This window comes from Streptomyces sp. NRRL S-646, assembly GCF_000720765.1.
Classification (GTDB): Bacteria; Actinomycetota; Actinomycetes; order Streptomycetales; family Streptomycetaceae; genus Streptomyces.
Map to the genome: position 1 here is coordinate 482,912 of NZ_JODC01000007.1, position 24,580 is coordinate 507,491.

At 70.8% G+C, this 24,580-nt stretch carries 22 protein-coding genes and 1 tRNA gene; 12 read left to right on the top strand and 11 right to left on the bottom strand.

Annotated elements, in window-relative coordinates; genetic code table 11:
• Positions 1 to 150 precede the first annotated feature (150 nt).
• Positions 151 to 2,130: a heavy metal translocating P-type ATPase gene (locus tag IH68_RS0117645; RefSeq protein WP_030936063.1), complete on the bottom strand. Its 1,980-nt coding sequence runs from the start codon at positions 2,128 to 2,130 to the stop codon at positions 151 to 153.
• 96 nt (positions 2,131 to 2,226) lie between these two features.
• Between IH68_RS0117645 and IH68_RS0117650 the strand changes: the two genes are divergently transcribed.
• A complete protein-coding gene (locus IH68_RS0117650; RefSeq protein ID WP_030936065.1) occupies positions 2,227 to 2,586 on the top strand; it encodes an ArsR/SmtB family transcription factor in 360 nt (119 codons plus the stop codon).
• Here IH68_RS0117650 and IH68_RS0117655 read toward each other — a convergent pair.
• On the bottom strand, positions 2,583 to 3,752 hold the full coding sequence (locus IH68_RS0117655) for an acyltransferase family protein (RefSeq protein WP_030936066.1): 1,170 nt from the start codon (positions 3,750 to 3,752) through the stop codon (positions 2,583 to 2,585). The genes IH68_RS0117650 and IH68_RS0117655 overlap by 4 nt on opposite strands.
• 134 nt (positions 3,753 to 3,886) lie before the next feature.
• A complete protein-coding gene (locus IH68_RS0117660; RefSeq protein WP_030936067.1) occupies positions 3,887 to 4,804 on the bottom strand; it encodes an SGNH/GDSL hydrolase family protein in 918 nt (305 codons plus the stop codon).
• 288 nt (positions 4,805 to 5,092) lie between these two features.
• Here IH68_RS0117660 and IH68_RS0117665 point away from each other — a divergent pair, with 288 nt between their 5' ends.
• The 8 genes from IH68_RS0117665 (at position 5,093) to IH68_RS0117700 (ending at position 15,234) form a co-directional block, all read left to right on the top strand.
• Entirely contained in the window at positions 5,093 to 5,344 is a 252-nt protein-coding gene (locus IH68_RS0117665) for a hypothetical protein (protein WP_030936072.1), read from the top strand.
• Positions 5,345 to 5,359: 15 nt separating this feature from the next.
• Entirely contained in the window at positions 5,360 to 6,553 is a 1,194-nt protein-coding gene (locus tag IH68_RS0117670) for a flotillin family protein (RefSeq protein WP_030936075.1), read from the top strand.
• Positions 6,554 to 6,723: 170 nt separating this feature from the next.
• Positions 6,724 to 7,845 (top strand): PP2C family protein-serine/threonine phosphatase, encoded by a 1,122-nt coding sequence (locus IH68_RS0117675; protein WP_030936077.1) that lies wholly within the window; start codon positions 6,724 to 6,726, stop codon positions 7,843 to 7,845.
• Between the two features lie 87 nt (positions 7,846 to 7,932).
• Positions 7,933 to 9,564, top strand: coding sequence for a PucR family transcriptional regulator (locus IH68_RS0117680; protein WP_051833524.1), 1,632 nt, complete (start codon positions 7,933 to 7,935; stop codon positions 9,562 to 9,564).
• Positions 9,565 to 9,762: 198 nt separating this feature from the next.
• Positions 9,763 to 11,223 carry an amino acid permease gene (locus tag IH68_RS0117685; protein ID WP_030936084.1) on the top strand — a complete coding sequence of 487 codons (1,461 nt, stop codon included), beginning with the start codon at positions 9,763 to 9,765 and terminating at the stop codon, positions 11,221 to 11,223.
• A gap of 238 nt (positions 11,224 to 11,461) precedes the next feature.
• A complete protein-coding gene (locus IH68_RS0117690; protein WP_030936086.1) occupies positions 11,462 to 12,157 on the top strand; it encodes a transglycosylase SLT domain-containing protein in 696 nt (231 codons plus the stop codon).
• 160 nt (positions 12,158 to 12,317) lie between these two features.
• Positions 12,318 to 14,345 carry an ArnT family glycosyltransferase gene (locus IH68_RS0117695; RefSeq protein ID WP_234341408.1) on the top strand — a complete coding sequence of 676 codons (2,028 nt, stop codon included), beginning with the start codon at positions 12,318 to 12,320 and terminating at the stop codon, positions 14,343 to 14,345.
• A gap of 43 nt (positions 14,346 to 14,388) precedes the next feature.
• Entirely contained in the window at positions 14,389 to 15,234 is an 846-nt protein-coding gene (locus IH68_RS0117700; RefSeq protein ID WP_030936092.1) for a trypsin-like serine peptidase, read from the top strand.
• 220 nt (positions 15,235 to 15,454) lie between these two features.
• On the opposite strand, the gene IH68_RS0117705 is transcribed toward IH68_RS0117700, so the two are convergent.
• Positions 15,455 to 15,531 (bottom strand) — tRNA-Pro (locus IH68_RS0117705).
• A 154-nt stretch (positions 15,532 to 15,685) separates the two neighbouring features.
• On the opposite strand from IH68_RS0117705, the gene IH68_RS0117710 reads away from it, so the two are divergent.
• Both IH68_RS0117710 and IH68_RS0117715 read left to right on the top strand, forming a co-directional pair.
• Entirely contained in the window at positions 15,686 to 16,393 is a 708-nt protein-coding gene (locus IH68_RS0117710) for a transketolase (RefSeq protein ID WP_030936095.1), read from the top strand.
• A 53-nt stretch (positions 16,394 to 16,446) separates the two neighbouring features.
• On the top strand, positions 16,447 to 17,370 hold the full coding sequence (locus IH68_RS0117715; RefSeq protein ID WP_030936098.1) for a transketolase family protein: 924 nt from the start codon (positions 16,447 to 16,449) through the stop codon (positions 17,368 to 17,370).
• Positions 17,371 to 17,592: 222 nt separating this feature from the next.
• Here the strand turns inward: IH68_RS0117715 and IH68_RS0117725 are convergent, their stop codons facing one another.
• The 7 genes from IH68_RS0117725 to tdh form a co-directional block, all read right to left on the bottom strand.
• Positions 17,593 to 18,864: an MFS transporter gene (locus IH68_RS0117725; RefSeq protein WP_051833528.1), complete on the bottom strand. Its 1,272-nt coding sequence runs from the start codon at positions 18,862 to 18,864 to the stop codon at positions 17,593 to 17,595.
• A gap of 327 nt (positions 18,865 to 19,191) precedes the next feature.
• Positions 19,192 to 19,551, bottom strand: a complete 360-nt coding sequence (locus IH68_RS0117730; protein ID WP_030936102.1) for an MmcQ/YjbR family DNA-binding protein — start codon at positions 19,549 to 19,551, stop codon at positions 19,192 to 19,194.
• Between the two features lie 78 nt (positions 19,552 to 19,629).
• Positions 19,630 to 20,163 carry a GNAT family N-acetyltransferase gene (locus IH68_RS0117735; protein ID WP_030936106.1) on the bottom strand — a complete coding sequence of 178 codons (534 nt, stop codon included), beginning with the start codon at positions 20,161 to 20,163 and terminating at the stop codon, positions 19,630 to 19,632.
• Positions 20,160 to 20,744: a helix-turn-helix domain-containing protein gene (locus tag IH68_RS0117740; RefSeq protein WP_030936108.1), complete on the bottom strand. Its 585-nt coding sequence runs from the start codon at positions 20,742 to 20,744 to the stop codon at positions 20,160 to 20,162. Before IH68_RS0117740 ends, IH68_RS0117735 begins: the two co-directional genes overlap by 4 nt.
• 121 nt (positions 20,745 to 20,865) lie before the next feature.
• Positions 20,866 to 21,768, bottom strand: coding sequence for a LysR family transcriptional regulator (locus IH68_RS0117745; RefSeq protein WP_030936111.1), 903 nt, complete (start codon positions 21,766 to 21,768; stop codon positions 20,866 to 20,868).
• A 36-nt stretch (positions 21,769 to 21,804) separates the two neighbouring features.
• A complete protein-coding gene (locus tag IH68_RS0117750) occupies positions 21,805 to 22,998 on the bottom strand; it encodes a glycine C-acetyltransferase (RefSeq protein WP_030936114.1) in 1,194 nt (397 codons plus the stop codon).
• A gap of 36 nt (positions 22,999 to 23,034) precedes the next feature.
• Positions 23,035 to 24,063 (bottom strand): L-threonine 3-dehydrogenase, encoded by a 1,029-nt coding sequence (gene tdh, locus IH68_RS0117755; protein ID WP_030936117.1) that lies wholly within the window; start codon positions 24,061 to 24,063, stop codon positions 23,035 to 23,037.
• Positions 24,064 to 24,257: 194 nt separating this feature from the next.
• Between tdh and IH68_RS0117760 the strand changes: the two genes are divergently transcribed.
• Positions 24,258 to 24,458, top strand: coding sequence for a hypothetical protein (locus IH68_RS0117760; protein WP_159403688.1), 201 nt, complete (start codon positions 24,258 to 24,260; stop codon positions 24,456 to 24,458).
• Positions 24,459 to 24,580: the final 122 nt, after the last annotated feature.

Genomic DNA, 24,580 nt, shown 5'->3' on the forward strand with positions numbered 1-24,580 from the left:
CAGCGCGGCGCAGATGCGCGACGCGCGACAGATCAGCTCTCGGGGGGTCTCACACGGTGTACAACGGCACGTCCTTGCCTGGGCGACTTGGTTCGGCAGCACGTTAGGGCGGCACAGTGGCACTGATCCACTGGTTTTCGACCGCGGACGTCAGCCGCCTTCAGCGACCGCCCGCCGCCAAGCACCCTCCCCCAGCAGCCGCAGCCCGTTGAGGCCGACGAGGACGGTGGAGCCCTCGTGGCCGGCGACCCCGAGTGGCAGCGGCAGGGTGCCGGCGAGGTCCCAGACGACGAGGCCCGCGATGAAGACCCCGGCGATCACCAGGTTCTGCACGACCAGGCGCCGGGCCCGGCGGGAGAGGGCGATCACTGCGGGCACGGTGGCGAGTTCGTCGCGGACGATCACCGCGTCCGCGGTCTCCAGCGCCAGGTCTGATCCCGCCCGGCCCATGGCGACACCGGTGTGGGCGGCCGCGAGGGCCGGGGCGTCGTTGACGCCGTCCCCGACGACCAGCACCTTGCGTCCCGCGCGCTCCAGTTCCGTCACTGCGCTCACCTTGTGCTGCGGCAGCAGTCCCGCCTGGACGTCCTCGATGCCGACCTCGGCGGCCAGGTGCGCGGCCGCGCGAGGGTTGTCGCCGGTCAGCAGGGTCGGGGCGGTTCCGGTGAGGTGCGTGAGGGAGGCGACCGTGGCGGCGGCGTCCGGGCGCAACCGGTCGGCGAGGCCCAGGAGTCCGACGGGCGCGCCGTCGACCACGACGAGGACAGCGGTACGGCCGGACTCCTCCAGGTCGGCCGCATGGACCGCGGCGTGCGCCGCCACGGCGTCGGTCGCGCCGCTGAGGAGCCTCGCCGGTGCGCCGACCGTGACCCGCCACCCGTCGACCCTCGCCGTCACTCCCACGCCGGGCGTCGAGGCGAAGTCCTGCGCAGGTGGCAGGGGAAGTCCCCGCTCGCGCGCCGCCTCCACGACGGCCCGCGCCAACGGATGCTCGCTGGGGTGCTCGGCCGCCGCGGCCAGTGCCAGCAACTCCCGCTCCCCCATGCCGGATCCGGGCAACGACCGTATGTCGGCCACCCGCGGCACGCCCTCGGTCAGCGTGCCGGTCTTGTCCAGCGCGACGGTGTCGACCTGGCCGAGGCGCTCCATCACCACCGCCGACTTGACCAGCACCCCGTGCCGTCCGGCGTTGGCGATGGCCGACAGCAGGGGCGGCATGGTGGCCAGGACCACCGCGCACGGCGAGGCCACGATCATGAAGGTCATGGCCCGCAGCAGCGCCCCGGTGAGCTCGGCGCCGAAGGCGAGCGGCACGAGGAAGACGGCGAGGGTCGCCGCCACCATGCCGAGTGAGTAGCGCTGTTCCACCTTCTCGATGAACAGCTGGGTGGGCGCCTTGGTCCCGGACGCCTCCTCGACCATACGGACGATCCGCGCCAACACCGAGTCGGAGGCGTCGCGTTCGACGCGGACGCGCAGCGCGCCCGTGCCGTTGACGGTCCCCGCGAACACCTCGTCGCCGGGCTCCTTGAGGACGGGGAGCGGTTCACCTGTGATGGTCGCCTGGTCGACCTCGCTCGCCCCGTCCAGTACGCGGCCGTCGGCGCCGACCCGCTCACCGGGCCGTACGAGAATCGTGTCCCCGACCGCCAACTCCTCGACGGATACGGCCCGTTCGGAGCCGTCCGGGGCGGTCCGGGTCGCCGTGGCCGGTGCCAGGTCCAGCAGACCGCGCACCGAGTCGGCGGTCCGGGCCGTGGCCAGTGCCTCCAGTGCGCCCGAGGTCGCGAAGATGACGATCAGCAGGGCGCCGTCCATGACCTGCCCGATGGCGGCCGCGCCGAGTGCGGCGACGACCATCAGCAGGTCGACGTCGAGAGTCTTGTTGCGGAGCGCCTTGAGTCCTTCCCGGCCCGGCTCCCATCCGCCGGTGACGTACGCCGCCGCGTACAACAGCCCCCAGGTCCAGGCCGGCGCGCCGCTCAGCTGCAGCGGCAGAGCGAGCAGGAAACAGACGGTGGCCGCGACGGCCCAGCGCACCTCGGGCAGCGCGAGCATCCGGGTGCGTCGCCGGGGCGCAGGCGCGGATGTGACCGGGGCGGCCTGCGGCGCAGTGAGCGTGGAGGTCATGCTCCGACCATACAGGAACACATGAAGACCCATTCATTTCTTCATGAGTACATGGGTAGGGGGCTACGACCGCTCACCCTCCGTAGGATGAGCGGCATGGGCCACGGAGCTGACACCACCACCGCCGCAACGGCACGCGAGCGCCTGGAGACAGTGGGTGCCGCCGATGTGGCCGCCACCCTCCAGGCCCTGGCGACCCCGTCCCGGCTGCGCATCCTGGCCCACCTGCAGGAGGGCCCATGCGCGGCGACCGAACTCGCCGACGCCGTGGGCATGGAACAGTCCGCCTGCAGCCACCAGTTGCGCCTGCTGCGCAACCTCGGCCTGGTCACCGGCGAGCGCCGCGGCCGCTCGGTCATCTACGCGCTCTACGACAACCACGTCGCCGAACTGCTCGAGCAGGCCCTCTACCACGTGGAACATCTGCGGCTGGGCCTGCGCGACAGTACGTCCTAGGCTTCCTGGCCGTCCGGCTGCCGCACGACGGCCCGGGGCTCGGCGGAGGGACGGCGTCGCAGCAGCAGGCGTCTTGCGGGGCGCTCCACCGCCTCGTACAGGACCCAGGACAGACCGAGGGACACGGCGAACGCGACGGCTGTGACGGCCAGCCCCGCCGTCGGGCCGAAGAGAGGCTTCGTGCCCAGCACGTTGGTCCCGGCCCGCAGCACGAGCAGGTGGACCATGTAGAAGGCGAAGGAGAGCTCCCCCAGCCGTACCAGTCGCCGGTGGCGCCACATCGAGGGCAGACCGTGCAGGTCGGCGACGGCCGCCGCCGCGATGAGCAGGGCGAAGCCGATGACGGTGCAGACGGTGGCCGGGTAGCCGTCGGTGATGTGTGGGACGTGCGGGACGAGGAAGTAGCCGATGATCGCGAGGGCGAGCGAGGCTTCCAGGCCGGGTCCGCGCCACCGGTCGAGCAGCACCAGCCGGGCGACGGCGACACCGAGGACGAACTCGGGCAGCCGCGCGGCGGGGAAGGAGTAGATCTGCTGGCCCAGCCAGCGGTGCGCGTCCACCCACGCCAGCCCCAGCACCGCCAGCACCGACGCCCCGGCCAGCGCGGCCGCGCCGCGGGCGCCGAGACGGCGCAGGAGCAGCGCCAGCAGCGGGAAGACGGCGTAGAAGAAGGCCTCGCAGGCCAGTGACCAGCTGACCGGGTCCAGCGTCTGCCACCAGGGCCGCCACCAGGAATGCACCAGCAGGACGTTGGCCAGCCCCTGGCTCAGGGTCGGCTTGGACTGGTGGGCCAGCGTGTACGCCATGAGCAGCGCGATCGCGGCGGTGACCAGATGCACCGGCAGGATGCGGGCGATGCGGCGGCGCCAGAAGGCAGGCGCGCGGTCGCCCGGCCGGGCCGACCAGGTCAGGACGAACCCGGACAGCACGAAGAAGAACGACACCCCCGTCGCGCCGGCCCCGAACGCCCAGGTGACGAGGGAGCCGGCGGTGCCGTCGAAATAGTGGAAGTTGTGCACGTGCAGCCCGAAGACCAGCAGTGCGGCCATCCATCGCAGACCGGTGAGGGACGGCAGCGAGGGCGCCGGCGCGGACGGGGAACTCCTGGTGGTGGTTGTGGTCGCGGTGGCTGACGGCGTCCGGGGCGCCCTGGTCGCCGTCGTCATCGAATCACCTGCAGGGGACAGTTCGTGCTGTGCATGAAGCGGGGCATGAAGGGGAACGTTGCCCGTTCAGCACCTTTCATTCATTCCCGTACCCCACGTCACACCAATGGGGCCGAACCTGGGCGCCCTGGCGCTCAGCCGCGGCCGCGCCCCTTGTCCAGACGTTCGAGAACGGCACGCGCCATCGCTTCCTCACCCTTGGCGTTGGGGTGCGCGGGCGCGGCGGGCGAGGCCGGCTGCAGCGGTTCGATCCAGCGGACGTCGGGCGCCTTGCACATGTCGTGACCCACCGTGGCACCGTAGGTGTCGACGTACTGCGCACGGTCCCAATCGGCGACCAGCCGAAGCATCAGGTTCAGTCGCTTGCCGGTGTCCCGCAGATAGGCGAAGTCCTTGGCCGCGAACGGCACCGAGGGGTAGCAGCCGCTGCCGTCGTCGGGCAGCAGGTCGGGGTAGCCGACGACGAGCACCCGGGCGTGCGGCGCCCTGGCGTGCACGGCCCGCAGCACCGCGTCGATCTTCGGCGCCGTGCGCGCGACGGCGACCGCGAGCTGGTCGATGCCGGACGAGGCGTAGTAGCGCCGGCACGGGTCTCCCGTCGGATCCTGGGAGCTGAGGCGGGCGCAGGTGCCGATGATGGAGCTGAAACCGACGTCGTTGCCGCCGATCTGGACCGTCACCAGGTCGGTGCCGCGGTTCAGCGCATCCAGCTGGGGCCCGTTGGTGCCCTGCGCCTTCCACATGTTGTCGGTCGTCGCGCCGCTGCAGCTCACGTCCTTGAACGCGGTCACCTTTCGCTCCGCCGCCACGATCGAGGGGTAATTGTGGTCGGAGCGGGCGCAGTTGGCGTCCACCTGCTGCGGGATGAGGGGGCCCGCCGTGTAGGAGTCCCCGAGCGACACATAGCGGGTGTCCCGGCCGTGTCCACCGCCGTACGCCGCGGCAGGCGTCGTGGACGCGGCGACGAGGGCGCAGCCGCCGAGCGCCGCCCCCACCGCGATCCCCCTCCTCCGGCGTCTCGCCGCTGAGCCCGAACGCGTGTCGTCCGCCATGCGATTCCTCCCCCTGAGACCCGGACGTCGCGCGGAGCCGCACCGAGGCGCGGCATCACACGCGACGCAGCCTGTATACCGCCCGGTATGTCTGCGGGGCCAGAGGCAGGAAGCAGGCAACTGGCCTTTCCGGCAAAGGGAATCCATCGGTTCCGGGGGCCGGACTCCCCGCCGGCCGCGGACGAAGGCGTCCCTGCGGCGCGCGCCGAACCGACATGCCCGTTGGGTCCCCGACCCAGGTAGGTCTATCGTCTGAATCGTGGGCCAGAACATAGGAGAGCGGCCATGATGCCGCAGGACGAAGCCGTGATCGGCTGCACGGGGAAGGTGCTCGTCGGAACCCGCGGGTCCGCGGGGCCCGGCGAAATCCTGGTGCGGGTCAGAGGCGGTTCCGAGACCTTCCTCGCCTGGTCCGAAGATCCCCTGCCCACGGGGGCGACGGTGCTCGTGATCGAGTCGCGCGGATGTCGTGAGGTCGGCGTCATCGAGTGGGTGGATCCATTGGACGCGCTCGGCGGCGACGCCGTCGGCGCAGACTGAGGAGTAGAAAGAAACATGTTCGGATACCGCGTTCCCGCTCCCGACGAGGCGATGTTGATCTCGGGAGGCAGGCGGGGACTGGGGGGCGCGCCGTTCCGAGTGGTGACGGGCCACGGCAAGTTCGTGATCCCGTTCTTCCGCAAGACCCGCTTCCTGACCCTGTCGATGTGCGAGTCCGAGGTCACGGAGACCTGTGTGACCCGGCAGGGCATCGCCCTGCACGTCCGTGCAGTCATCGCGTTCAAGGTCGGCAACGACCACGAGAGCATCATCAACGCGGGCCAGCGCTTCCTCTCCGACCAGGACCAGATGTCGGTCCTGACCGGCCGTATCTTCGCCGGTCACCTGCGGGCGATCATCGGCTCGATGACGGTCGAGGAGATCGTGACCGAGCGGCAGAAGCTCGCCGCGGAGGTCCTGGACACGTCCAAGACCGAGATGGCGAAGATCGGCCTGATCGTGGACTCGCTGCAGATCCAGTCGATCGACGACGGCGACGCCGGATACATCGACGCGATGTCCGCCCCGCACAAGGCGGCCATCCAGCGGCAGGCCCAGATCGCCCAGGCACAGGCCACCCAGGCCTCCGTCGAGGCGGAGCAGGAGGCCGCCCGCAAGCAGGCCGAGTACGCCCGGCAGACCGCCATCGTGAAGGCGGAGTACTCCGCCGAGGTGGACCGCGCCCAGGCACAGGCCTCCCAGGCCGGACCGCTGGCCCAGGCGCACGCACAGCAGGAGGTGCTCGCCGCGCAGACCGAACTGGCCCAGCGCCAGGCCAAGCTCCGTCAGCAGCAGCTGGTCGCCGAGATCGTGAAGCCCGCCGAGGCCGAGGCCGAGCGGATCCGGGTGCTCGCCGCCGCCGACGCGCAGCGCATGAAGATCCAGGCCGAGGCGGCCGCGTCGTACGACCGGGTCGCGCTCGACCGGATGCTGATCGACCAGCTCCCGCAGATCGTGAAGGAGGCGGCGGGCGGCCTGGCCGGCGCCAACGTCAACGTCCTCAACGGCGCGGACGGCCTGGGCGAGATCGCCGCCGGCCTGGTCTCCCAGGGCCTGACCATCCTCGACTCGGTCCGGCAGAACCTGAACGGCCAGGACGCCACCGACGGCCGCCGACCCGAGGAGGGCAGCGGCGGCGCCGGCGGCAGCGGGCTGCTGCAGCTGCACTCGGGGAAGAAGTCGGACGACGGGCCGGTCGACGTCGACTAGGCGCTCCGCTGGTGGTACCCCGACAGGTCGTCTGTCGTCCGCGGCGCCGTCGTGGCTGGTCGCGCGGTTTCCCGCGCCCCTTCGGGGCGCGGGAAACCGCATATCGATACAGCCCCGCGCCTCGGCCTGCCATAACGTAGATGGTGATCACCATCTGCCCGGGAGTTCCCATGACCGGTAGCCGCCCGAAGAGACCCGTCGAAGTCTCCGACGCCATCGAGCCCCCGAGCAACGCCGAGCTGGTCGTCGGCGTGGTGTCGGTGACGGTTCTGGTGGAGGTCCTGGGGGTGCTGTCCGGGTCCGAGGTGTGGCTGCTCGGGCTGCTGGTCTTCCTGCCGGGGACGGCGTCGGCGCTGTGCACCGTCCGACAGACGGGGTTCGTCGCCGCCTGGACCTCGCTCGTCGTCACCACCACTGCAGTGGTACGGGCCCCGGTCGGCGGCCACTGGCTCGACCGGCTGCTGCTGGTGCTGTTCACCCTCGCGCTGGGCGTGGCCTCCGTCTACGCCTGTCATCGGCGCATCAGGCGCGAGCACGAGATGCTGCGGCTGCGTTCCACCGCCGCGGCCATGCAGCGGCACATCCTGCACCCACTGCCTCTGGTCACCGAGGACGTGCTGGTCAACGGCGTCTACGAGCCCGTGCAGGAGGACCGGCTCGTCGGCGGTGACATCTACGACGTCGTCGACTCGCCGTTCGGCACCCGGGTGCTGATCGGCGACGTGCAGGGCAAGGGCCTGGCCGCCGTGGGCGCCGCGTTCGCCGTCATCGGCGCGTTCCGTGAGGCGGCCCACCGCGAACCCACGCTCACCGCGCTCGTCGACGCCCTGGACGCGGCGGTCGTGCGGCACAACTCCTACGCCGAACAGACCGGCGACGACGAGCGGTTCGTCACCGCGCTCATCCTCGGCGTCGACGCCGACAGCGAGGTGCAGGTCGTCAACTGCGGGCACATTCCTCCCCGGTTGATGCACGAGGGCCTCGTCACCACACCGCCGCTGGACTCCGGTGTCCCGCTCGGTCTCGCCGAACTGGCCGCCGAACCCACGACCGTGGACTGGTTCGACTTCCCGGCCGGTTCGACGCTGCTGCTGACCACCGACGGTCTCACCGAGACCCGCGCCGACGACGGCACGTTCTACCCGCTCGACGAGCGGCTGACGAAGCACCTCGGCCTCTCCCCCACCGAACTGCCCCGGGCCCTGCACGAGGACGCCCTCGCGTTCACCGACGCCGACCGCCGGCACGACGACATCGCCGTGCTGACCGTCCGCCGCTCCCCGCGTCTGTGAGCCCGGTCGCTCATGCTGCGCTTCGGACCTGCTGACCGGGCCGGTTAGCATCAGAGCTCGGCATGGCTCCCAGCAGAGGCGACAAACATGGATCCGGCCGCGGTCTCCCCGCCCCCTGCCGGCGTCAGCCTGCGCCAGATGCTGATGACCCTGGGCGACTCACTGGTCGAGGTACAGGCCGCTCCCGCCGGACTGGACGTCGAGATCCAGGGCGTGGCGCTGCTCGATCCCGAGGACCCACCGACGGCACAGCCCGGCGAGCTGGTCCTCGTCATCGGTGCCCGTGGCCGGGCCGCCTTTCCCGCGCTGCGGGCCGCCGGGCGCGACGGAGCCGCCGCCGTCGTGGTCAAACTGGACGGCGCCGGCCAGGCCGCCGCGCTCAGCGAGACCGCCGCCGAGGCCGGGGTCGCCCTGCTCTCGCTGCGCAGCGAGGCCCGCTGGGAGCAGGTGAACGCGCTGGCCCGCGCTTCTCTCGACGACGCACCGCCGGGCGAGTACGAGGCAGGGGCCGAGGAGGGCGACCTGTTCTCGCTCGCCCAGACGACCGCCGTGCTGACCGGCGGCATCGTCAGCATCGAGGACGCCGCCAACCGGGTGCTGGCCTACTCCCGCTCCACCGACTCCGACGAGATCGACGACCTGCGGCGGCGCTCCATCCTCGGCTGGCAGGGCCCTGAGGCGTATCTGGCGAAGCTGCGCGAGTGGGGCGTGTTCCAGCATCTGCACTCCAGCGACAAGGTGATCGGTATCGACAGCCACCCGGAGCTGGGCATCCGGCGCCGGCTGGCGGTGGCCATCCGCTCCGGTGAACGGCAGCTGGGCACCATCTGGGTGCAGGAGGGCTCGACACCGCTGTCCGAGCACTCGGAGCGGGCACTGCTGGGTGCCGCCCGGGTCGCCGCGCACCACCTGGTGCGCCGCCGCCGGGAACTCTCCGACGACCTGACCCTCACCCGGACCCTGCTGGCCGGACTGCTGGAGGGCAGCACCGGCCCGCAGCCGCTGGCCACCCACCTGGGCCTGGACGCCACCCGCCCGGCCGCCGTCCTGGGCTTCTCCTACGGGACCGCCGAGGCGGTCACCGCCCCGGAGCTGACCCACACCGAGGTCACCAACCTCATCTCGGTGCAGATCGCCGCCCGGCACCGCAGCGCCCTGGTCACCCAGGTCGACCCCCGGATCTACGTGCTGCTGCCCCAGCTGCCCCGCAGCATCGACACGGACACCCTGCGCGGCTGGGCGCAGGAAATCACCGATGCCGCCCGCCGCCACCTGGGCCTGCCGCTGCGCGGCTCGATCGGCTGCCTGGTGTCCGGGCTCGGCCGGGCCCCCGACTCGCGCCGCGAGGCCGACCGCATCCTCGACGCGATGCTGGGCGCCGGCGTCGCCGCCGCGGTCGCCGCACTGCCGGACATCCAGGCGGAAGTCCTGATCAGCGAAATGCTGACGCTGCTCGCCGCCCACCCCGAAATACGGGACCCACGGCTGACCGCGCTGGTCGCCCACGACAGCCGGCACCAAGGGCAGCTCGCCGAGTCCCTCCTGGCCTACCTCAACTGCTTCGGTGACGTGCGGGCGGCTGCCGCGCAGCTGCATGTGCACCGCAACACGTTGCGCTACCGCATTCGCCGGGCCGAGGAACTGACCGGTCTCGACCTGAGCCGCCCCGACCAGCGACTGCTGGCCATGCTCCAGCTGCGGCTGCCGCCCGGCGCCTGAGGCCGACCCTGCGCATTGTCCGGCCGTACAGCCATTGAGAACGACTTCGTCCCCGCGAACAAACCCGCCCTCCCGCGGCCGCCCATACGCTTGCGCAAATCCATTTCCGCAAGTGAAACGGATCACTTCCCGCAAGGGAACGGAACGCGGCGCGGACCCCTCCCCCGCAGCCCTCCCCACCACTCAATGGATGTCGACATGACTACACGTCCCCCAGGTTCTGTGGCTCCTGCCACCGCGCCTTCCACCAGTGGTCAGACTCCCGAGCAGACAGCTCTGCGGCCCGGCCTCAAGAACCGCCATCTGTCGATGATCGCCATCGGCGGGGTGATCGGTGCCGGGCTCTTCGTGGGCTCCGCCTCCGGCATCGCCGCCGCCGGACCCGGAATCCTGCTCTCGTATGCGCTGGTCGGCGCGCTGGTCGTGTTCGTGATGCGGATGCTCGGCGAGATGGCCGCGGCGAACCCGAGCTCCGGCTCCTTCTCCGCCTACGCGGACCGCGCGCTCGGCCGCTGGGCCGGGTTCTCCATCGGCTGGCTGTACTGGTTCTTCTGGGTCGTCGTGCTCGCCGTGGAGGCGACCGCGGGTGCCGTGATCCTCGAGGGGTGGGTGCCTGCCGTACCACAGTGGGCCTGGGCGCTGATCGTGATGGTCGTGCTCACCATCACGAACCTCGCCTCGGTCGGCTCGTTCGGCGAGTTCGAGTTCTGGTTCGCCGGCATCAAGGTCGTCGCCATCACCGGCTTCATCGTCCTCGGCAGCCTGGCGATCTTCGGTGTGCTGCCCGGCTCCGACCATGCCGCAACGGGCTTCGACAACCTCACCGCACACGGAGGCTTCCTGCCGAACGGCCCCGGTGCGATCCTCACCGGCATCCTGCTGGTGGTTTTCTCCTTCATGGGCAGCGAGATCGTCACCCTCGCCGCCGGTGAGTCCGCCAACGCGCGGCAGGCGGTCGCCAAGGCCACCCGGAGCGTGATCTGGCGGGTCGGTGTCTTCTACGTCGGCTCCATCCTCGTCGTGGTCTCGCTGCTGCCGTGGAACGACCCCGCGATCGCCAAGAAGGGCTCGTACGTGGCGACCCTCGACTCGATCGGCATCCCGCACGCCGGCCAGATCATGAACTTCATCGTGCTGACCGCCGTGCTGTCCTGTCTCAACTCCGGCCTCTACACCGCCTCCCGGATGGCGTTCTCCCTCGGACAGCGCGGCGACGCCCCGCGCTCCTTCGTACGGACGAACTCCCGCGGCGTGCCGCAGCCCGCGATCCTGGCCTCGGTGGCCTTCGGTTTTGTCGCGGTCGGCTTCAACTACCTGTGGCCGGACACGGTCTTCCAGTTCCTGCTGAACTCCTCCGGCGCGGTCGCACTCTTCGTCTGGCTGGTCATCTGCTTCTCACAGCTGCGGATGCGGGGGATCATCCTGCGCGAGGCCCCCGAGAAGCTCGTCGTCCGCATGTGGCTGTTCCCGTACCTGACCTGGGCCACGATCGGGATGATCTCCTTCGTCCTCCTCTACATGCTCACCGACGACAGCAAGGGCGGCGGACGCATCCAGGTTCTGCTGTCCGTGCTGGTGGCCGCGCTGGTGGTCGCGATCTCCCTGGTTCGCGAACGCATCCGCCGCAACGACACCCAGGACGCACTCGCGTCCCGGTAACCACAGCGAACTGCCGCACCGTCTTCGGGGCTCCCCGCCGCTGCGGCGGGGAGCCCCGGCGCGTCAACTGGCCGCATCCGGCCGGGGTTTCACTGACATCAGCTGTGAGCATCCACACCTCCTTCACCATTGCGCCACCCGCCCCCGCACGGCAGAGTGTTCGAACTGCCGGAGTCGGCAAGCGAGTTGCCCGTACACGTCACGGCATGGCGTCGCGGACGAAGCGGAAGGAAAAAGTGTGAGCCCGATTTCGGTCCGGGGACTGGCAGTGGCTTCGGCCTCCGCGGTCACCGCTGTCGGAAGCGTCGTCGGAGCTGCCTCGCCCGGCACCACGCACACGAACGACGCCGAAGCGACGGCAGCCGACTCGACCCTGCTCGCGGACCTACCCGCGGGGCAGCAGGCCCAGGTCCAGACCGCGTCCCTGACGCAGCAGGCCGACGCCCAGGCCGTCCAGGCGGACGCGAGCGCCAGGAAGGACGCCGAGCAGGCGGCCCGCAAAGCTGCCGCCGAGACCGCGGTCGCGAAGAAGGAAGCCGCGCAGAAGGCTGCGGCGGAGAAGGAGAAAGCTGCAAAGGAGCAGACCGAAGCCAAGACGGCCGCCGGCCACAGCAGCACAGTCGTCCCGGCCAAGAGCTCGTACACCGTCGCCGAGATCCAGGCGATAGCCCGGCAGATCGTGCCCAGCGGCCAGTTCCAGTGCTTCAGCAACATAGTGGACCGCGAGTCCGGCTGGAACATGCAGGCCCTCAACGCCTCCTCCGGCGCCTACGGCCTCATGCAGGCGCTGCCCGGCTACAAGTACGCGTCCGCCGGCTCGGACTGGCATACCAACCCCGCCACCCAGATCAAGTGGGGCCTGAACTACATGAACAGCCAGTACGGCAGCCCCTGCCAGGCCTGGGCCTTCTGGCAGACCCACCACGCGTACTGAAGTGCAGCGAACGCCATCCACCTGGCGGTGCGAATGACCGGTCGCACAGCTGCGGTACACCTGATTCTCACCTGAATGCGAACCGATCCCAGGCAGCCCAAGCGGTGTCCTCGCCCTCTTGAACGGCGTACGGCTGACGCATGTTTGGGAAGGTTCGTCCATGGGGGCCACCACCTCAGAGCTCATCAGGCCGGTCCAACGCACGGGTGGCCCGCCGCCTGCGCGCAGGAAGGGGTTCGACGCCAGACTGGCCTGGTGGGCGATCATGCTGGCGGCGACGGTGCTGTTCACCTGGGACATCCAGCACAGCACCTACCACTCGTTCTACTCCGAGACCGCGCGCAGCATGACGGAGAGCTGGAAGGGCTTCCTCTTCGGCTCGTTCGACCCGGCCAACACGATCACCATCGACAAGCTCCCGGGTTTTCTCTGGCCGCAGGCCCTGTCCACGCGGGTCTTCGGCTTCCATCCGTGGGCACTGACACTGCCGCAGGTCGTCGAGGGCGTCCTCGCCGTCGCCGTGCTGCACCGCGCCGTGCGCCGGTGGGCTGGGGAGAGCGCGGGACTCCTCGCCGCCGGCGCCTTCACACTGACTCCCGCGGTCGCGGGAATGTTCCGTACGGAGGTCGAGGACCCCGCGTTCACCCTGTGTGTCCTGCTGGCCGCGAACGCCACGCTGCGCGCCGCCCGTGAGGCCCGGCTGCGTCCGCTGCTCATGGCCGGGCTGTGGGTCGGCCTCGGCTTCCAGGCCAAGATGCTGGAAGCCTGGGCGGTGCTTCCCGCACTCGGCCTGCTCTACCTGTTGTCGGCCCCGGCGCCGCTGCGCCGCAGGCTGATCCACCTGGTGACGGCCGCAGCGGTGTGCATCGCGGCGTCGGCGTCCTGGATGGTCCTGGTGGCCCTGACCCCGGCCCAGGACCGCCCGTTCATCGACGGCACGACCGACGACTCGGCATTCAGCCAGGTCGTCGGATACAACTTCCTCAACCGTTTCGCCGGCCTCGGCATCAGCGCCAAGTCCACCGGCAGCGTCGCCGCCACGATCATGGCCGGCGCCGCACCGGCACACTCCGGCGCAGACGGCCGGTCCGCCGCCCTGTGGGCCAAGATGTTCGGCCCGTCGCTCGCCTCCCAGGTCGGCTGGCTCTACCCGGTGGCCGCGCTCTCCGTGGTGTGCGGCCTGGTCTGGCTGCGCGGCAGGCACCGTACGGATCCGCTGCGGGCGGGCTTCCTGCTGTGGGGCGGGTGGCTGACCACGTATTTCCTGGTCTTCAGTGCAGGCGCGGTCGGCGCCCACACGTACTACATGGGAGTGGTGGCGGTCCCGCTCGCCGCGCTGTTCGGCGGCGGCATCGTGCAGTTCTGGCGGGCGTGGCAGCGCGGCGACCGGACCCGCTCGTGGGCGCTGCCTACGGCGGTTGTCAGCACCGTGGCATGGTCGGCGTTCATCGCGACGCGGTACTCGTTCCTGCCCTGGCTGGCACCCGCTTCGATCGTTGCGGGGACCGGAGGGCTGCTGCTGCTCGCACTGTCACGCACCACCGGCCGACGGGCGCCCTCCCGGATCGCGGTACTGGGCATCGGTGCGGTCATCGTGGGCATGCTGCTGCCGTCCGCCGCCTGGGCGTCAACGGTCCTGGACCCGAAGTACGGCCACTCGGGCATGGGCGCGGCCGGACCGGTCTCCACCTGGCACCACCACCGGCACGACCGGGCCAGGACCCGCGCCACGACGCACGAGCCGTACACGCACACAGTGAGGTACGGCTACCGGACGGCACTCACCCGCGAACAGCAGCGCTTCCTTGCCTTCATGAAGGCCCACCAGGGCCATGCCACGTTCGTCTTCGCCACGACCAGTTGGCGCTCGGCCTCCCCCTACATCCTCTTCGCGGGCGCCAAGGTGCTCCCCATGGGCGGCTTCACCGGCGCCGCACCGACGCCCACCAACGCCGAGTTCCGCAACCTGATCGCCACCGGCCGGCTGCGCTACGTCGTCCTCGGCGGCGTACCGACCGCCCCGGGCCGCGCCGCCGCGCACTGGGTACACGGCCACTGCACACGTGTGCCCCACCAGACGTTCCGTGTCTACGACTGCGCGCCGGCATCCGCCACGTCAAGCGAGGGCACCTCGGTGACGTTGCGAAGTCCGGTGTCCGTAAGGGTTTCACAGGAAAATCTCAGCTAAGTCGAGCGCTTGCCCTCACCTTCGTGAGACAGAGTGATCACCGATGGAGCGCATCTCACGCATCTTGGTCACCTCGCGTCACGCGTTGCTCGGCGTCGTGATGATGTTCACCCTGGCCTCGTCCGTGGCGGCCGCGGAGATCGGGCACAGGCCCTCGGGGCCTGCGTCGGAAGTCCCGTCGTCCGCCGGGAAAGCGGGCCCCGCGGGGCAGGCGCGACCGCCGACACAGGCCCTGGGGGCCACCGTCGACGTCGTCGCCACTCGTCAGACGGCGCGGATCGGCGCACTGTTCGACGCGGACCGGGCCGACGACCTGGCCGGCGGACACCTCTGCACGGCCTCGGTCGTGCACAGCCCTCAGCGCGACCTCGTGGTCACCGCCGCGCACTGCGTGAGCGACACCGATACCGACCTGGTGTTCGTGCCGGGCTACCGGGACGGGCACGCGCCGTACGGAGTTTGGAAGCTGGGGCACCGCTATCTGCCCGACGGATGGACCGAGGACCAGGACGAGGACAGTGATCTGGCCTTCGCCACCGTCGACGAGCAGGACGGCAGGGCGATCGAGGACGTCGTCGGGGCAAACCGGTTCACGCCCGGCACGGCCACGGGCGCCACCGCCGTGACCGTCGTCGGCTACCCCGACTCCCGCGAGGCGCCCATCAGCTGCACCAACAAGCCGACCTCATACGGCAGCACCCAGCAGCGCATCGACTGCCCCGCCTTCACCCAGGGCACCAGCGGCAGCCCCTGGATCAACGACGACGGCCAGGTCGTCGGCATCCTCGGCGGCTACGACCAGGGCGGCGACACCGACGACGTGTCCTACAGCGTGACGCTGGGCAGCCAGGCGGCCGACCTGTACAAGGCCGCCACCAGCGATCCGTGATCCTTCCGGCGCCGCACCGCGACCGTCCGGCGTGGTGGCTTCACCAGCCACGACGGCGCCGAGACGCGCTGCGGACGTTCCTGGCGGGCGAAGCAGGAGGGTTCAACGCCGACCGGCCCGGCCGAAGCAGCTGCGCTCACCACGCGACCACCAGCCCTCCAGGAACACGAAAAGCCGCCCTCCCGCAAACGAGAGAACGGCCTCCGACCTGCATCAAAGCTGGTCGGGACGACAGGATTTGAACCTGCGACCCCTTGACCCCCAGTCAAGTGCGCTACCAAGCTGCGCCACGTCCCGGTGCCCGTCTGACCTGGGGTTTCCCCCGGCCGAACGTGCATGGAAACCATACCGCACTCGGGTCGATGGTCGCGCATGGCTTTTGTGCGCGGCCGACGAGGAGCAGTCGACGACGCTTGACCTGAAGTTCGGTTGAGGTTGCACGATCGTCCGCATGACGATCACCGAGGAACAGCGGCGTACGTACGCGTACGAGGACCTGCCCAGGCTCATGGGGCTGATGACGGGCGACGAGAAGCACGGCCCGGCGGCGACGTCCACGCTCGACGTGCTGTGGGTGCTGTACGACCGGGTGCTGGCGGTGGGGCCGGAGCGGGTGGGCGACCCGGGGCGGGACCGTTTCCTGCTGTCGAAGGGGCACGGCCCGATGGCGTACTACGCGGTGCTCGCCGCCAAGGGCTTTGTGCCCGTGGACTGGCTGCCGGGGTTCGGCTCGTACGACTCTCCGCTGGGGCACCACCCGGACCGTGTGCTGGTACCGGGGGCGGAGATCGGCAGTGGGTCGTTGGGGCACGGGCTGCCGATGGGCGTGGGTACGGCGCTGGGGCTGCGTGCCCAGGGGTTGCGCGAGCCGCGGGTCTGGGTGCTGATCGGGGACGCCGAGCTGGACGAGGGCAGCAATCACGAGGCGATCGCCTTCGCGGGGCCCGCCGGGCTCGAGCAACTGCACACCGTCGTGGTCGACAACTCCTCCGCCAGCCATGCCCGGCCCGGCGGCATCGTCGCGCGGTTCCAGGCGGCGGGCTGGTCCGCGGTCACGGTCGACGGCCGCGATCACGAAGCACTCCACGCTGCCTTCACCGCTCCGCATCCGGGCCGCCCGCATGTCGTCGTGGCCCGGGTGGAGCCGAAGAGCGCCTGAGACCCGCTGCCTCCTGCGGTACTTCCTCCACCACGAGAAAGGCCAGACCTTCCATGGACACCATGCGTGACCGTTTCGCCCCCGTCGTCTCACGGCTGCTCGACGAGAACCCCCGGGTCGCGGTCGTCCTCGCCGAGATCGGCAAGGACGGTTTCGCCGAGGCACGGCGGCGACATCCGGACCGGGTCCTCAACGTCGGCATCCGCGAGCAGCTGCTGATCGGGGCCGGTGCGGGGCTGGCGCTGACCGGGCTGCGACCCGTCGTCCACACCTTCGCCGGCTTCCTCGTCGAGCGGCCCTTCGAGCAGGTCAAGCTGGACCTCGGGCATCAGGACGTGGGCGCGGTGCTGGTCAGTGCCGCCGGGTCCTTCGACTGGCCGGCCGGTGGATACACGCACATGGCTCCCGGCGACGTAGCTCTCCTCGACACCCTGGACGGCTGGACCGTGCACGTGCCCGGGCATCCCGACGAGGCCGAGACGCTGCTACGGCATGCGGTCGCAGCGGGCGACGACAAGGTGTACGTGCGGCTGTCCGTGCAGGCGAACACGGAGGGGCTTCCGGTCGACGGCGGGCGTTTCCTCACCGTCCGCGAAGGTCGCTCCGGTGTTGTCGTCGCCGTCGGACCGATGCTGGACGCCGTGCTCGCCGCGACGGAGGGGCTCGATATGACCGTGCTGTACGCGACGACCGTACGGCCCTTTGACTCAACCGCACTGCGCCGGGCAACGGAGACGGCCGGGACTGATGTCGTCCTCGTGGAGCCCTGTCTGGCGGGCACGTCGACGACCGCCGCGAACGACGCGCTCTCCGACCTGCCCCACCGCGTACTCGGACTCGGCGTGGGCCGCCGTGAGCTTCGCCGGTACGGCCGCATCGAGGAGCATGTGGCCGCACACGGCCTGGACGCCCGGTCACTGCGGGAGCGGATCGGCGGGTTTGTATCTGGCGGGCGGGTGGCGGCGCAGGTCGGGTGAGGCGGGGCGCCGGCGGGTGAGCCAGGAGCGATGGCGGTGAGCCAGGGCCTTTGGCGCGTGGCGGCTTGGCGTGTCGCGTGTAGGAGAGAGCGAGCCCAGTAGGTGGATGTCCACCGTCAGCCCGTCATCTCCGGGCGCGACCGCCCGTCTGCCGCACCCGTGCCGGCGCCGGTGCGTCGGCGCGTATCCGGAGAAAGCGAGCCAAGCAGGGGGAGTCCGCAGTCAGCCCCTCGCCTTCGAGCGCGGCCGCCGGTCTGTCGCTTCCGTGCCCGAACGCCCCGTCAGTGCGTCGGCGCGTATCAGGTTGCGTATCGCCGGTACCGACAGGAGGGAGATCGGGATGGCGAAGCTCATCGCTCCGGCGGCGAGGAGGACGTGGTCGGCGCCGACGGCCGTGGCGGCGGGGCCGGCGAGGGCCTGGCCGACCGGCATCATCGCGAGGGAGCCGGCGACGTCGTACGCGTGGATGCGGTTGAGGACGTCGGGCGGGACCTGGGTCTGGACGCTGGTCGCCCACATCACGCCCCAGAAGGACATCCCGGCCCCGGCGGCAGCCGCTCCCGCCGCCATGGCGGGTACGCCGAAGCCGGCACCGACGGTCGCCGGGAAGCCCGCGAAGGCGAACAGGGAGATGGCGCCGGCGCGCAGCATGCGGCGGGGGCGCAGGCGCAGGGCGAGGAGGCCCCCGATGACGGTGCCGGCGCCGAGGGCGGAGTTGACCAGGCCGTAGGCGCGCGGACCGTGCTGCTGCACGACCTCCGCTGCGACCAGCGGGACGGAAGGGCCCCAGACGGCGATCATGTACACGCACCAGACGGCGATCACGGCCCACAGCCAGGTCCGGGCTCTGAACTCCCGCCATCCTTCGATCAGATCGGCCCGGAAGGCGCTGCCGCCGCCGTGCCCCGTCGCGCTGGTGCCGGGAGCGAGCGGGGGCAGACGGAGCAGGAGGAGGCACAGGGCGCTGACCGCGTATGTGGCCGCATGGGCCGCGAAGACACCGCCGGGTGAGGCGAAGCCCACCAGGACGCCTGCGAGCGCGGGGCCCGCGAGCTGGGCCGCGGACTCGGCGATGCGTATGGCGCCGTTCGCGCCCTGGATGTCGGAGGCTAGCCGGGGCACCGTGCTGGCGACGCCGGGCTGGAACACGGCGCCCGCGACGCCGTTGACGAAGCCGATGGCGCAGATTTCCCAGAGCACCACGTGACCGGAGTAGAACAGCACCGCGGCCAGGGACTGTGTGCCGAGGCGTACGAGGTCGGCGCCGATCATCAGCTTCTGCGTACTGATGCGGTCGGCGATCACCCCGCCGAAGACCACGAGGCCGGCGAAGGCGACGGAGGTCGCGGCCATTGCGAGGCCGACCGCGCCCGCTCCGTACCCGTGCTGCAGGAGGCCCGCGGCGAGGGCGACGGGCAGCATGGTGTCACCGAGCCGGGCGATGGCACGCGCGACGAAGAACAGCGCGAAGTCCCGCGACCACACTGGCCGCACATCCCTCTGCCGTCCCTGTCGTCCCTGTCGTCGTCCTTTGCCGCCCGCCGCCTTGCCGCCCGCAACCCGGGCTTCGGCAACGATGTCACGCGGTCCGCGGACCGCTCCTTCCGAGCCGCCCTGTTGACCGCCTGCGCCCGCCCCGGCCTCCGGGTCCGATGGCTGTGATGGCGTCCCGGTCACCCCGTCCAACTCCCCTCCCCGCTGCCCGATCCCCCACAAGCCCCGCGCCCCGACCGCTCGGTGGTAGCCGAAGCCCCCTCCGCCCCGGCTCCCACACCCGCCTTCGGATCATGCCACGCACCACTGACAACGCTCGAAGCGTTTTCAGTCCGCTTCCGGCAGCCCCAACTCCGGGTAGGCGTCCAGCAGTCGGGGCGGGGCCGCCTGGCGCCAGGAGTCGGCGAGGATGTCGCGCAGTTCGCCCTCGTCCTCGATCGCGGCGAGGCGGGCTCTCACCCAGGCGAACTGCGCCTCGTGGTCGGCGATCCAGAACTTGCCCGGCTCGGCCAGCACCAGTTCGTCGCGCTCCTCCTTGGGGCAGCGCACGGCGATGGAGGTCTCGTCCTCGGGCAGCGTGGCGAACATCTTCCCCGCCACCCGGAACGTGGGCATGCTCCAGGCGATCTTCTCCGTCGTGTCCGGCAGGGCAAGGCAGATACGGCGTACGTCTTCGGCATCCGGCATGCTCCGCACCGTAGCGGCTGCCACTGACAATCACCTGGTGAGGGCATGGGGCAACCGTTTGGCGAGAGCGTCGGGCGATTACGTCACGAGGTCGGTGGGCGCCAGCTTCTTGAAGTAGATCGATGTCGGCCGCAGCACGCCGTCCGGCGCTGCCGCGTAGTCCGGTATCGCGCCGATCCGGGTCCAACCTGCCGCACGGTAGAGGTGCTCGGCGAGGCTGTCGGTCTCGGTGTCCAGGTGCAGCAGGGTGAGACCGGCCGCGGCGGCCGCCTCCTCGGCGGTGGTCAGGAGTGTGCGGCCGAGTCCTTGTCCCCGGGCGTCCCGGTGCACCATCAGTTTGACCAGTTCGGCGCGGTGGCGGCTGTTGGGCTTGTCCGGGAAGGCCAGGCTGACGGTGCCCACCACTCGCTCCCCGTCGCGCGCCGCCCACACGGCGAGCTGCCCGGCGGCGACGGCCGCAGCGCGCTCCTTCCACCAGGCGAGCGCCGCCGCTCGGTCGAGCGGTGCGAGAAAGCCGATGGAGGCGCCGCCGTCCACGGTGTCGACGAGGAGGTCCGCCAACGCGTCCACACGCGCGTGCAGTTCATCGCAGTCCAGTCGGTTCACGATCACGGCAGCACCACCGCCAGGACGTACCGCACATCGTCCGGTCCCGTGCACCGGAACCGCGTCGGCCCCCATACCCGAAGCCGCAGACAGTCCCCGGTGCCGAGGTGGTGCTCCATCTCCTGTGCCGTCACCTTGAGTGCTCCTTCCAGCACCCAGATGTGCTGTTCGAGACCCGGCACGGGCGGCCGGTCGTACGCGATGTCCGCGCCCGCGGTCAGCCGTCCCTCGACGAGTTCGCCGCGCAGCCCCGCGTGCGGCGGCGACACGGATCGTCGTACGAACCCGGAGGCCCGGTCCTCCCAGACCTGCTGCTCGGCGGCCGGTACCAGCAGCGCGGGCTCTGCCTCCACCTCGCTGAGCAGCTGGGACATGGTCCGCCCGTACACACCGCACAGTCGGTTCAGAAGCGAGGCGGTGGGGCTGATCTCGGCCCGTTCGGCACGGGAGAGAGTCGACCGGCTGACCCCGCTGCGCTCCGCCAACTCCCCCAGCGACCAGCCCCGTTCGGCCCGCAGCTCGGCCAGCCGGGTACCGAGCCGGGCGTCGACCGGGTCGGGCCCGGTCTGAGCAACGTCCTGTTTCATATTCGGGATGCTATCCCGAATCAGAGACGATCGGCGCCGTGGCTTCTGTCACTCCATCCACTGAAAAAAACACTGCCGCATGCATGACAATCCAGACCGGATGCGGCCGGCGGCCGAGTCTCTATATCCGCGCCGCCTCGTCGAGTGCCTCCAGCACCGGCCGGATCAGCGGGTGCTCCTCGGCACCCCGGCGTACTGCCGCGAAGACCCGGCGAGTGGGTGCGACCCCGTCCACCGGCCGCACGACCACGCCCGTGAGGTCCATCCCGCGCAGCGCAGAGCGTGGTACGAGGGCCACGCCCGCGTCCGCCGAGGCAAGCGCGACGACGGCCCGGAAGTCGTCCGAGGAGTGTTCCAGGCGCGGCTGGAATCCGGCGCTCTCGCAGGCCAGCACGACCACTTCGTGGCAGGGGTTGCCGGGGTACGGGCCGATCCACGAGTCCTTGGCCAGGTCGGCCAGCGGGATCTCGGCGGCCTCGGCCAGCCGGTGACTCACCGGGACGACCGCATCGAAGGGTTCGGCGTACAGCGGTACGTGCGTCAGGCGCGGGTCGTCGGCCGACGGCGCCCCTCGGTACTCGACCGCCACCGCGACGTCGACCTGACGGTCCAGGACCATCGGCAGGCTGGCGTCACCCTCGGCGTCCTGGACGCGGATGCGGATGCCGGGCGCGGAGGAGGCGAGGCGCGCCACGGCCGGCGCCACGACCAAGGCGATGCCGGTCGCGAAGGAGGCGACGGTGACCGTGCCGGCAGCGCCTGAGCCGTATGCGGCGAGCTCGGCCTCCGCCCGCTCCAGCTGGGCGAGAACCGCGTTGGTGTGGCTGAGCAGGATCTCGCCGGCCGGCGTGAGCCGTACGCCCTTGGCGCTGCGCTCGACCAGGCGGTGTCCCGTCTCCTGTTCCAGCGCCGTCAGCTGCTGGGAGACGGCGGAGGGGGTGAGGTACAGCGCGGCGGCAGCCGCCGTCACCGTGCGGTGGTCTGCCACCGCACGGAGGATGTGGAGCCGCCGCGCTTCGATCATGAGATCGATTATCTCAATATGTCCGGGACGGCCGGATCAGGCCTCCAGTTCCGCCCGTGCCGCCACGAAGGCGTCCACGGCCCGGTTGACGTCGTCCGTCGAGTGCGCGGCGGAGAGCTGCACGCGGATGCGGGCCTGGCCCTGCGGCACCACGGGGTACGAGAAGCCGATCACGTACACGCCCCGCTCCAGCAGCAGCTCCGCCAGGCGGCCCGCCCTGGTCGCGTCGCCGATCATCACGGGTGCGATGGCGTGGTCGCCGGGGAGGATCTCGAAGCCCTCCTCGGTCATCCGCCGGCGGAACAGCGCGGTGTTCTCGGTGAGGCGGATGCGCAGGTCGTCGGCCGACTCGAGGAGGTCGAGGACCTTCAGGGAGGCTGCGGCGATCACAGGGGCGAGGGTGTTGGAGAAGAGGTACGGCCGCGAGCGCTGGCGCAGGAGCGCGACGATCTCGGCGCGGGCCGCGACGTAGCCGCCGGACGCGCCGCCGAGCGCCTTGCCGAGGGTGCCCGTGATGATGTCGACGCGGTCCATGACGCCGTGCAGTTCGGGGGTGCCGCGGCCGCCGGGGCCGACGAAGCCGACGGCATGGGAGTCGTCGACCATGACCATGGCGTCATAGCGGTCGGCGAGGTCGCAGATCTCGCGCAGCGGTGCCACATAGCCGTCCATGGAGAAGACGCCGTCGGTGACGATCAGGCGGCGCCGGGCGTCGGACGCATCCTTCAACTGCCGTTCCAGGTCGGCCAGATCACGGTTGGCGTAACGGAAGCGGCGGGCCTTGGACAGGCGGATGCCGTCGATGATCGACGCGTGGTTCAGGGCGTCGGAGATGACGGCGTCCTCGGGGCCCAGCAGCGTCTCGAAGACACCGCCGTTGGCGTCGAAGCAGGAGGAGTACAGGATCGTGTCCTCCTGGCCGAGAAACGCGGACAACCGCGCTTCCAGCTCCTTGTGCACCTCCTGGGTGCCGCAGATGAAGCGGACCGACGCCATGCCGTAGCCCCAGCGGTCCAGGGCCTGGTGCGCGGCCTCGACGACCTCGGGGTGGTCGGCGAGGCCGAGGTAGTTGTTGGCGCAGAAGTTGAGGACCTCGCCGGGGCGGCCGCCCGCGGTGACGTTCACGGTCGCGGACTGCGGGGTGCCGATCACGCGCTCGGGCTTGTGCAGGCCGGCGGCGCGGATCTCGTCCAGGGTGGCGCGCAGGTCGTCGCGCACGGAGTCGAACATGGGGAAGCTCCTGAAAGTGCTGACGGGTGAAGGGAGTTACACGGTCCAGTCGAGGATGACCTTGCCGCCACGGCCGCTCGCCGCGTCGGCGAACGCCGCCTCGAAGTCGCCGTGGCCGTACCGGCCGGTGATCACGGGTGACAGGTCGAGGCCGGCTTCCAGCAGCACGGACATCGCGTACCAGGTCTCGAACATCTCCCGGCCGTAGATGCCCTTGACGGTGATCATCGAGGTGACGATGCGGGCCCAGTCGACCGGGAACTCCTGGGCGGGCAGGCCGAGCATGGCGATACGGCCGCCGTGCGTCATGTTTGCGATCATGTCGCGCATGGCCTCGGGGCGGCCGGACATCTCCAAGCCGATGTCGAAGCCCTCGCGCAGCCCCAACTCCCGCTGTCCGTCAGCGATTTCCGACTCCGCCACGTTCAGCGCGAGGCTCACACCGATCTTCCTCGCCAGCTCCAGCCGCTCCTCGCTGACGTCGGTGATCACGACGTTGCGGGCGCCCGCGTGCCGTGCCACCGCGGCGGCCATCAGGCCGATCGGGCCGGCCCCCGTGATGAGCACGTCCTCGCCGACCAGCGGAAAGGAGAGGGCCGTGTGCACGGCGTTCCCGAACGGGTCGAAGATCGCGGCGACGTCGAGGTCCACCGGCGCCCGGTGCACCCACACATTGGCGGCGGGCAGCGTGACGTACTCCGCGAAGGCCCCGTCCCGCCCGACGCCGAGCCCGACCGTGGCCCGGCACAGGTGCCGCCGCCCGGCCAGGCAGTTGCGGCACTTGCCGCAGACCAGGTGCCCCTCGCCGCTCACCCGGTCACCGGCACTGACGTCCGCGACATCGCGCCCGGTCTCCACGACCTCGCCGACGAACTCGTGCCCGACCACCAGCGGCGTACGGATGGCCTGCTGCGCCCAGCCGTCCCAGGCCCGGATGTGCAGATCGGTGCCGCAGATGCCGGTGCGCAGCACCTTGATCAGTACGTCGCCGGGTCCGACGGCCGGCTCCGGCACGTCCGCGAGCCACAGCCCGGGCTCAGCCTTCTCCTTGACCAGCGCCTTCAACGCGGCTCCTGTGGGTGCGCCCCCGGGTCCGGGCACGCCGAAGGCGCCCGTATCCGGGGAGAGGGGTGGAATCGCGTAGCAATCTGCCGTACGACGCCACCCGCGGTCCATCGAGGTTTTCTTAACCCGCGCCGCAGCTCCGCTTCACACCCGCCCCGCCCGCCGCACACCTGCCCCTCGACATGCTCATCGCGATGCGGAACACCCGGCCGTTCCCGGCGCCGGCCCTGGACGAGCTGCCCGCCTCCCTGCGCGAGCAGCTGCACGCGTACTCCCGCCTGATCGACGGACGCCTGCCGCCCGAGGCGGTGTACGTGTACGTGATCAGCCGACCAGGCCCTACGGACTGCTACTGCTGTGCCTGGAAGTCCTCCACCAGATGGACTTCGCCCTGACCGACATGGAACCGAGCGCGTGGTTTTGTCCCGGGTGCGGCGCCCTGCCGGGTATTGGCCGGGGCCTCCGCCGCCCAGCCAAGGAACCGAGTGCAGCGGCTGGTTGCTTCGGTGCTCAGTGG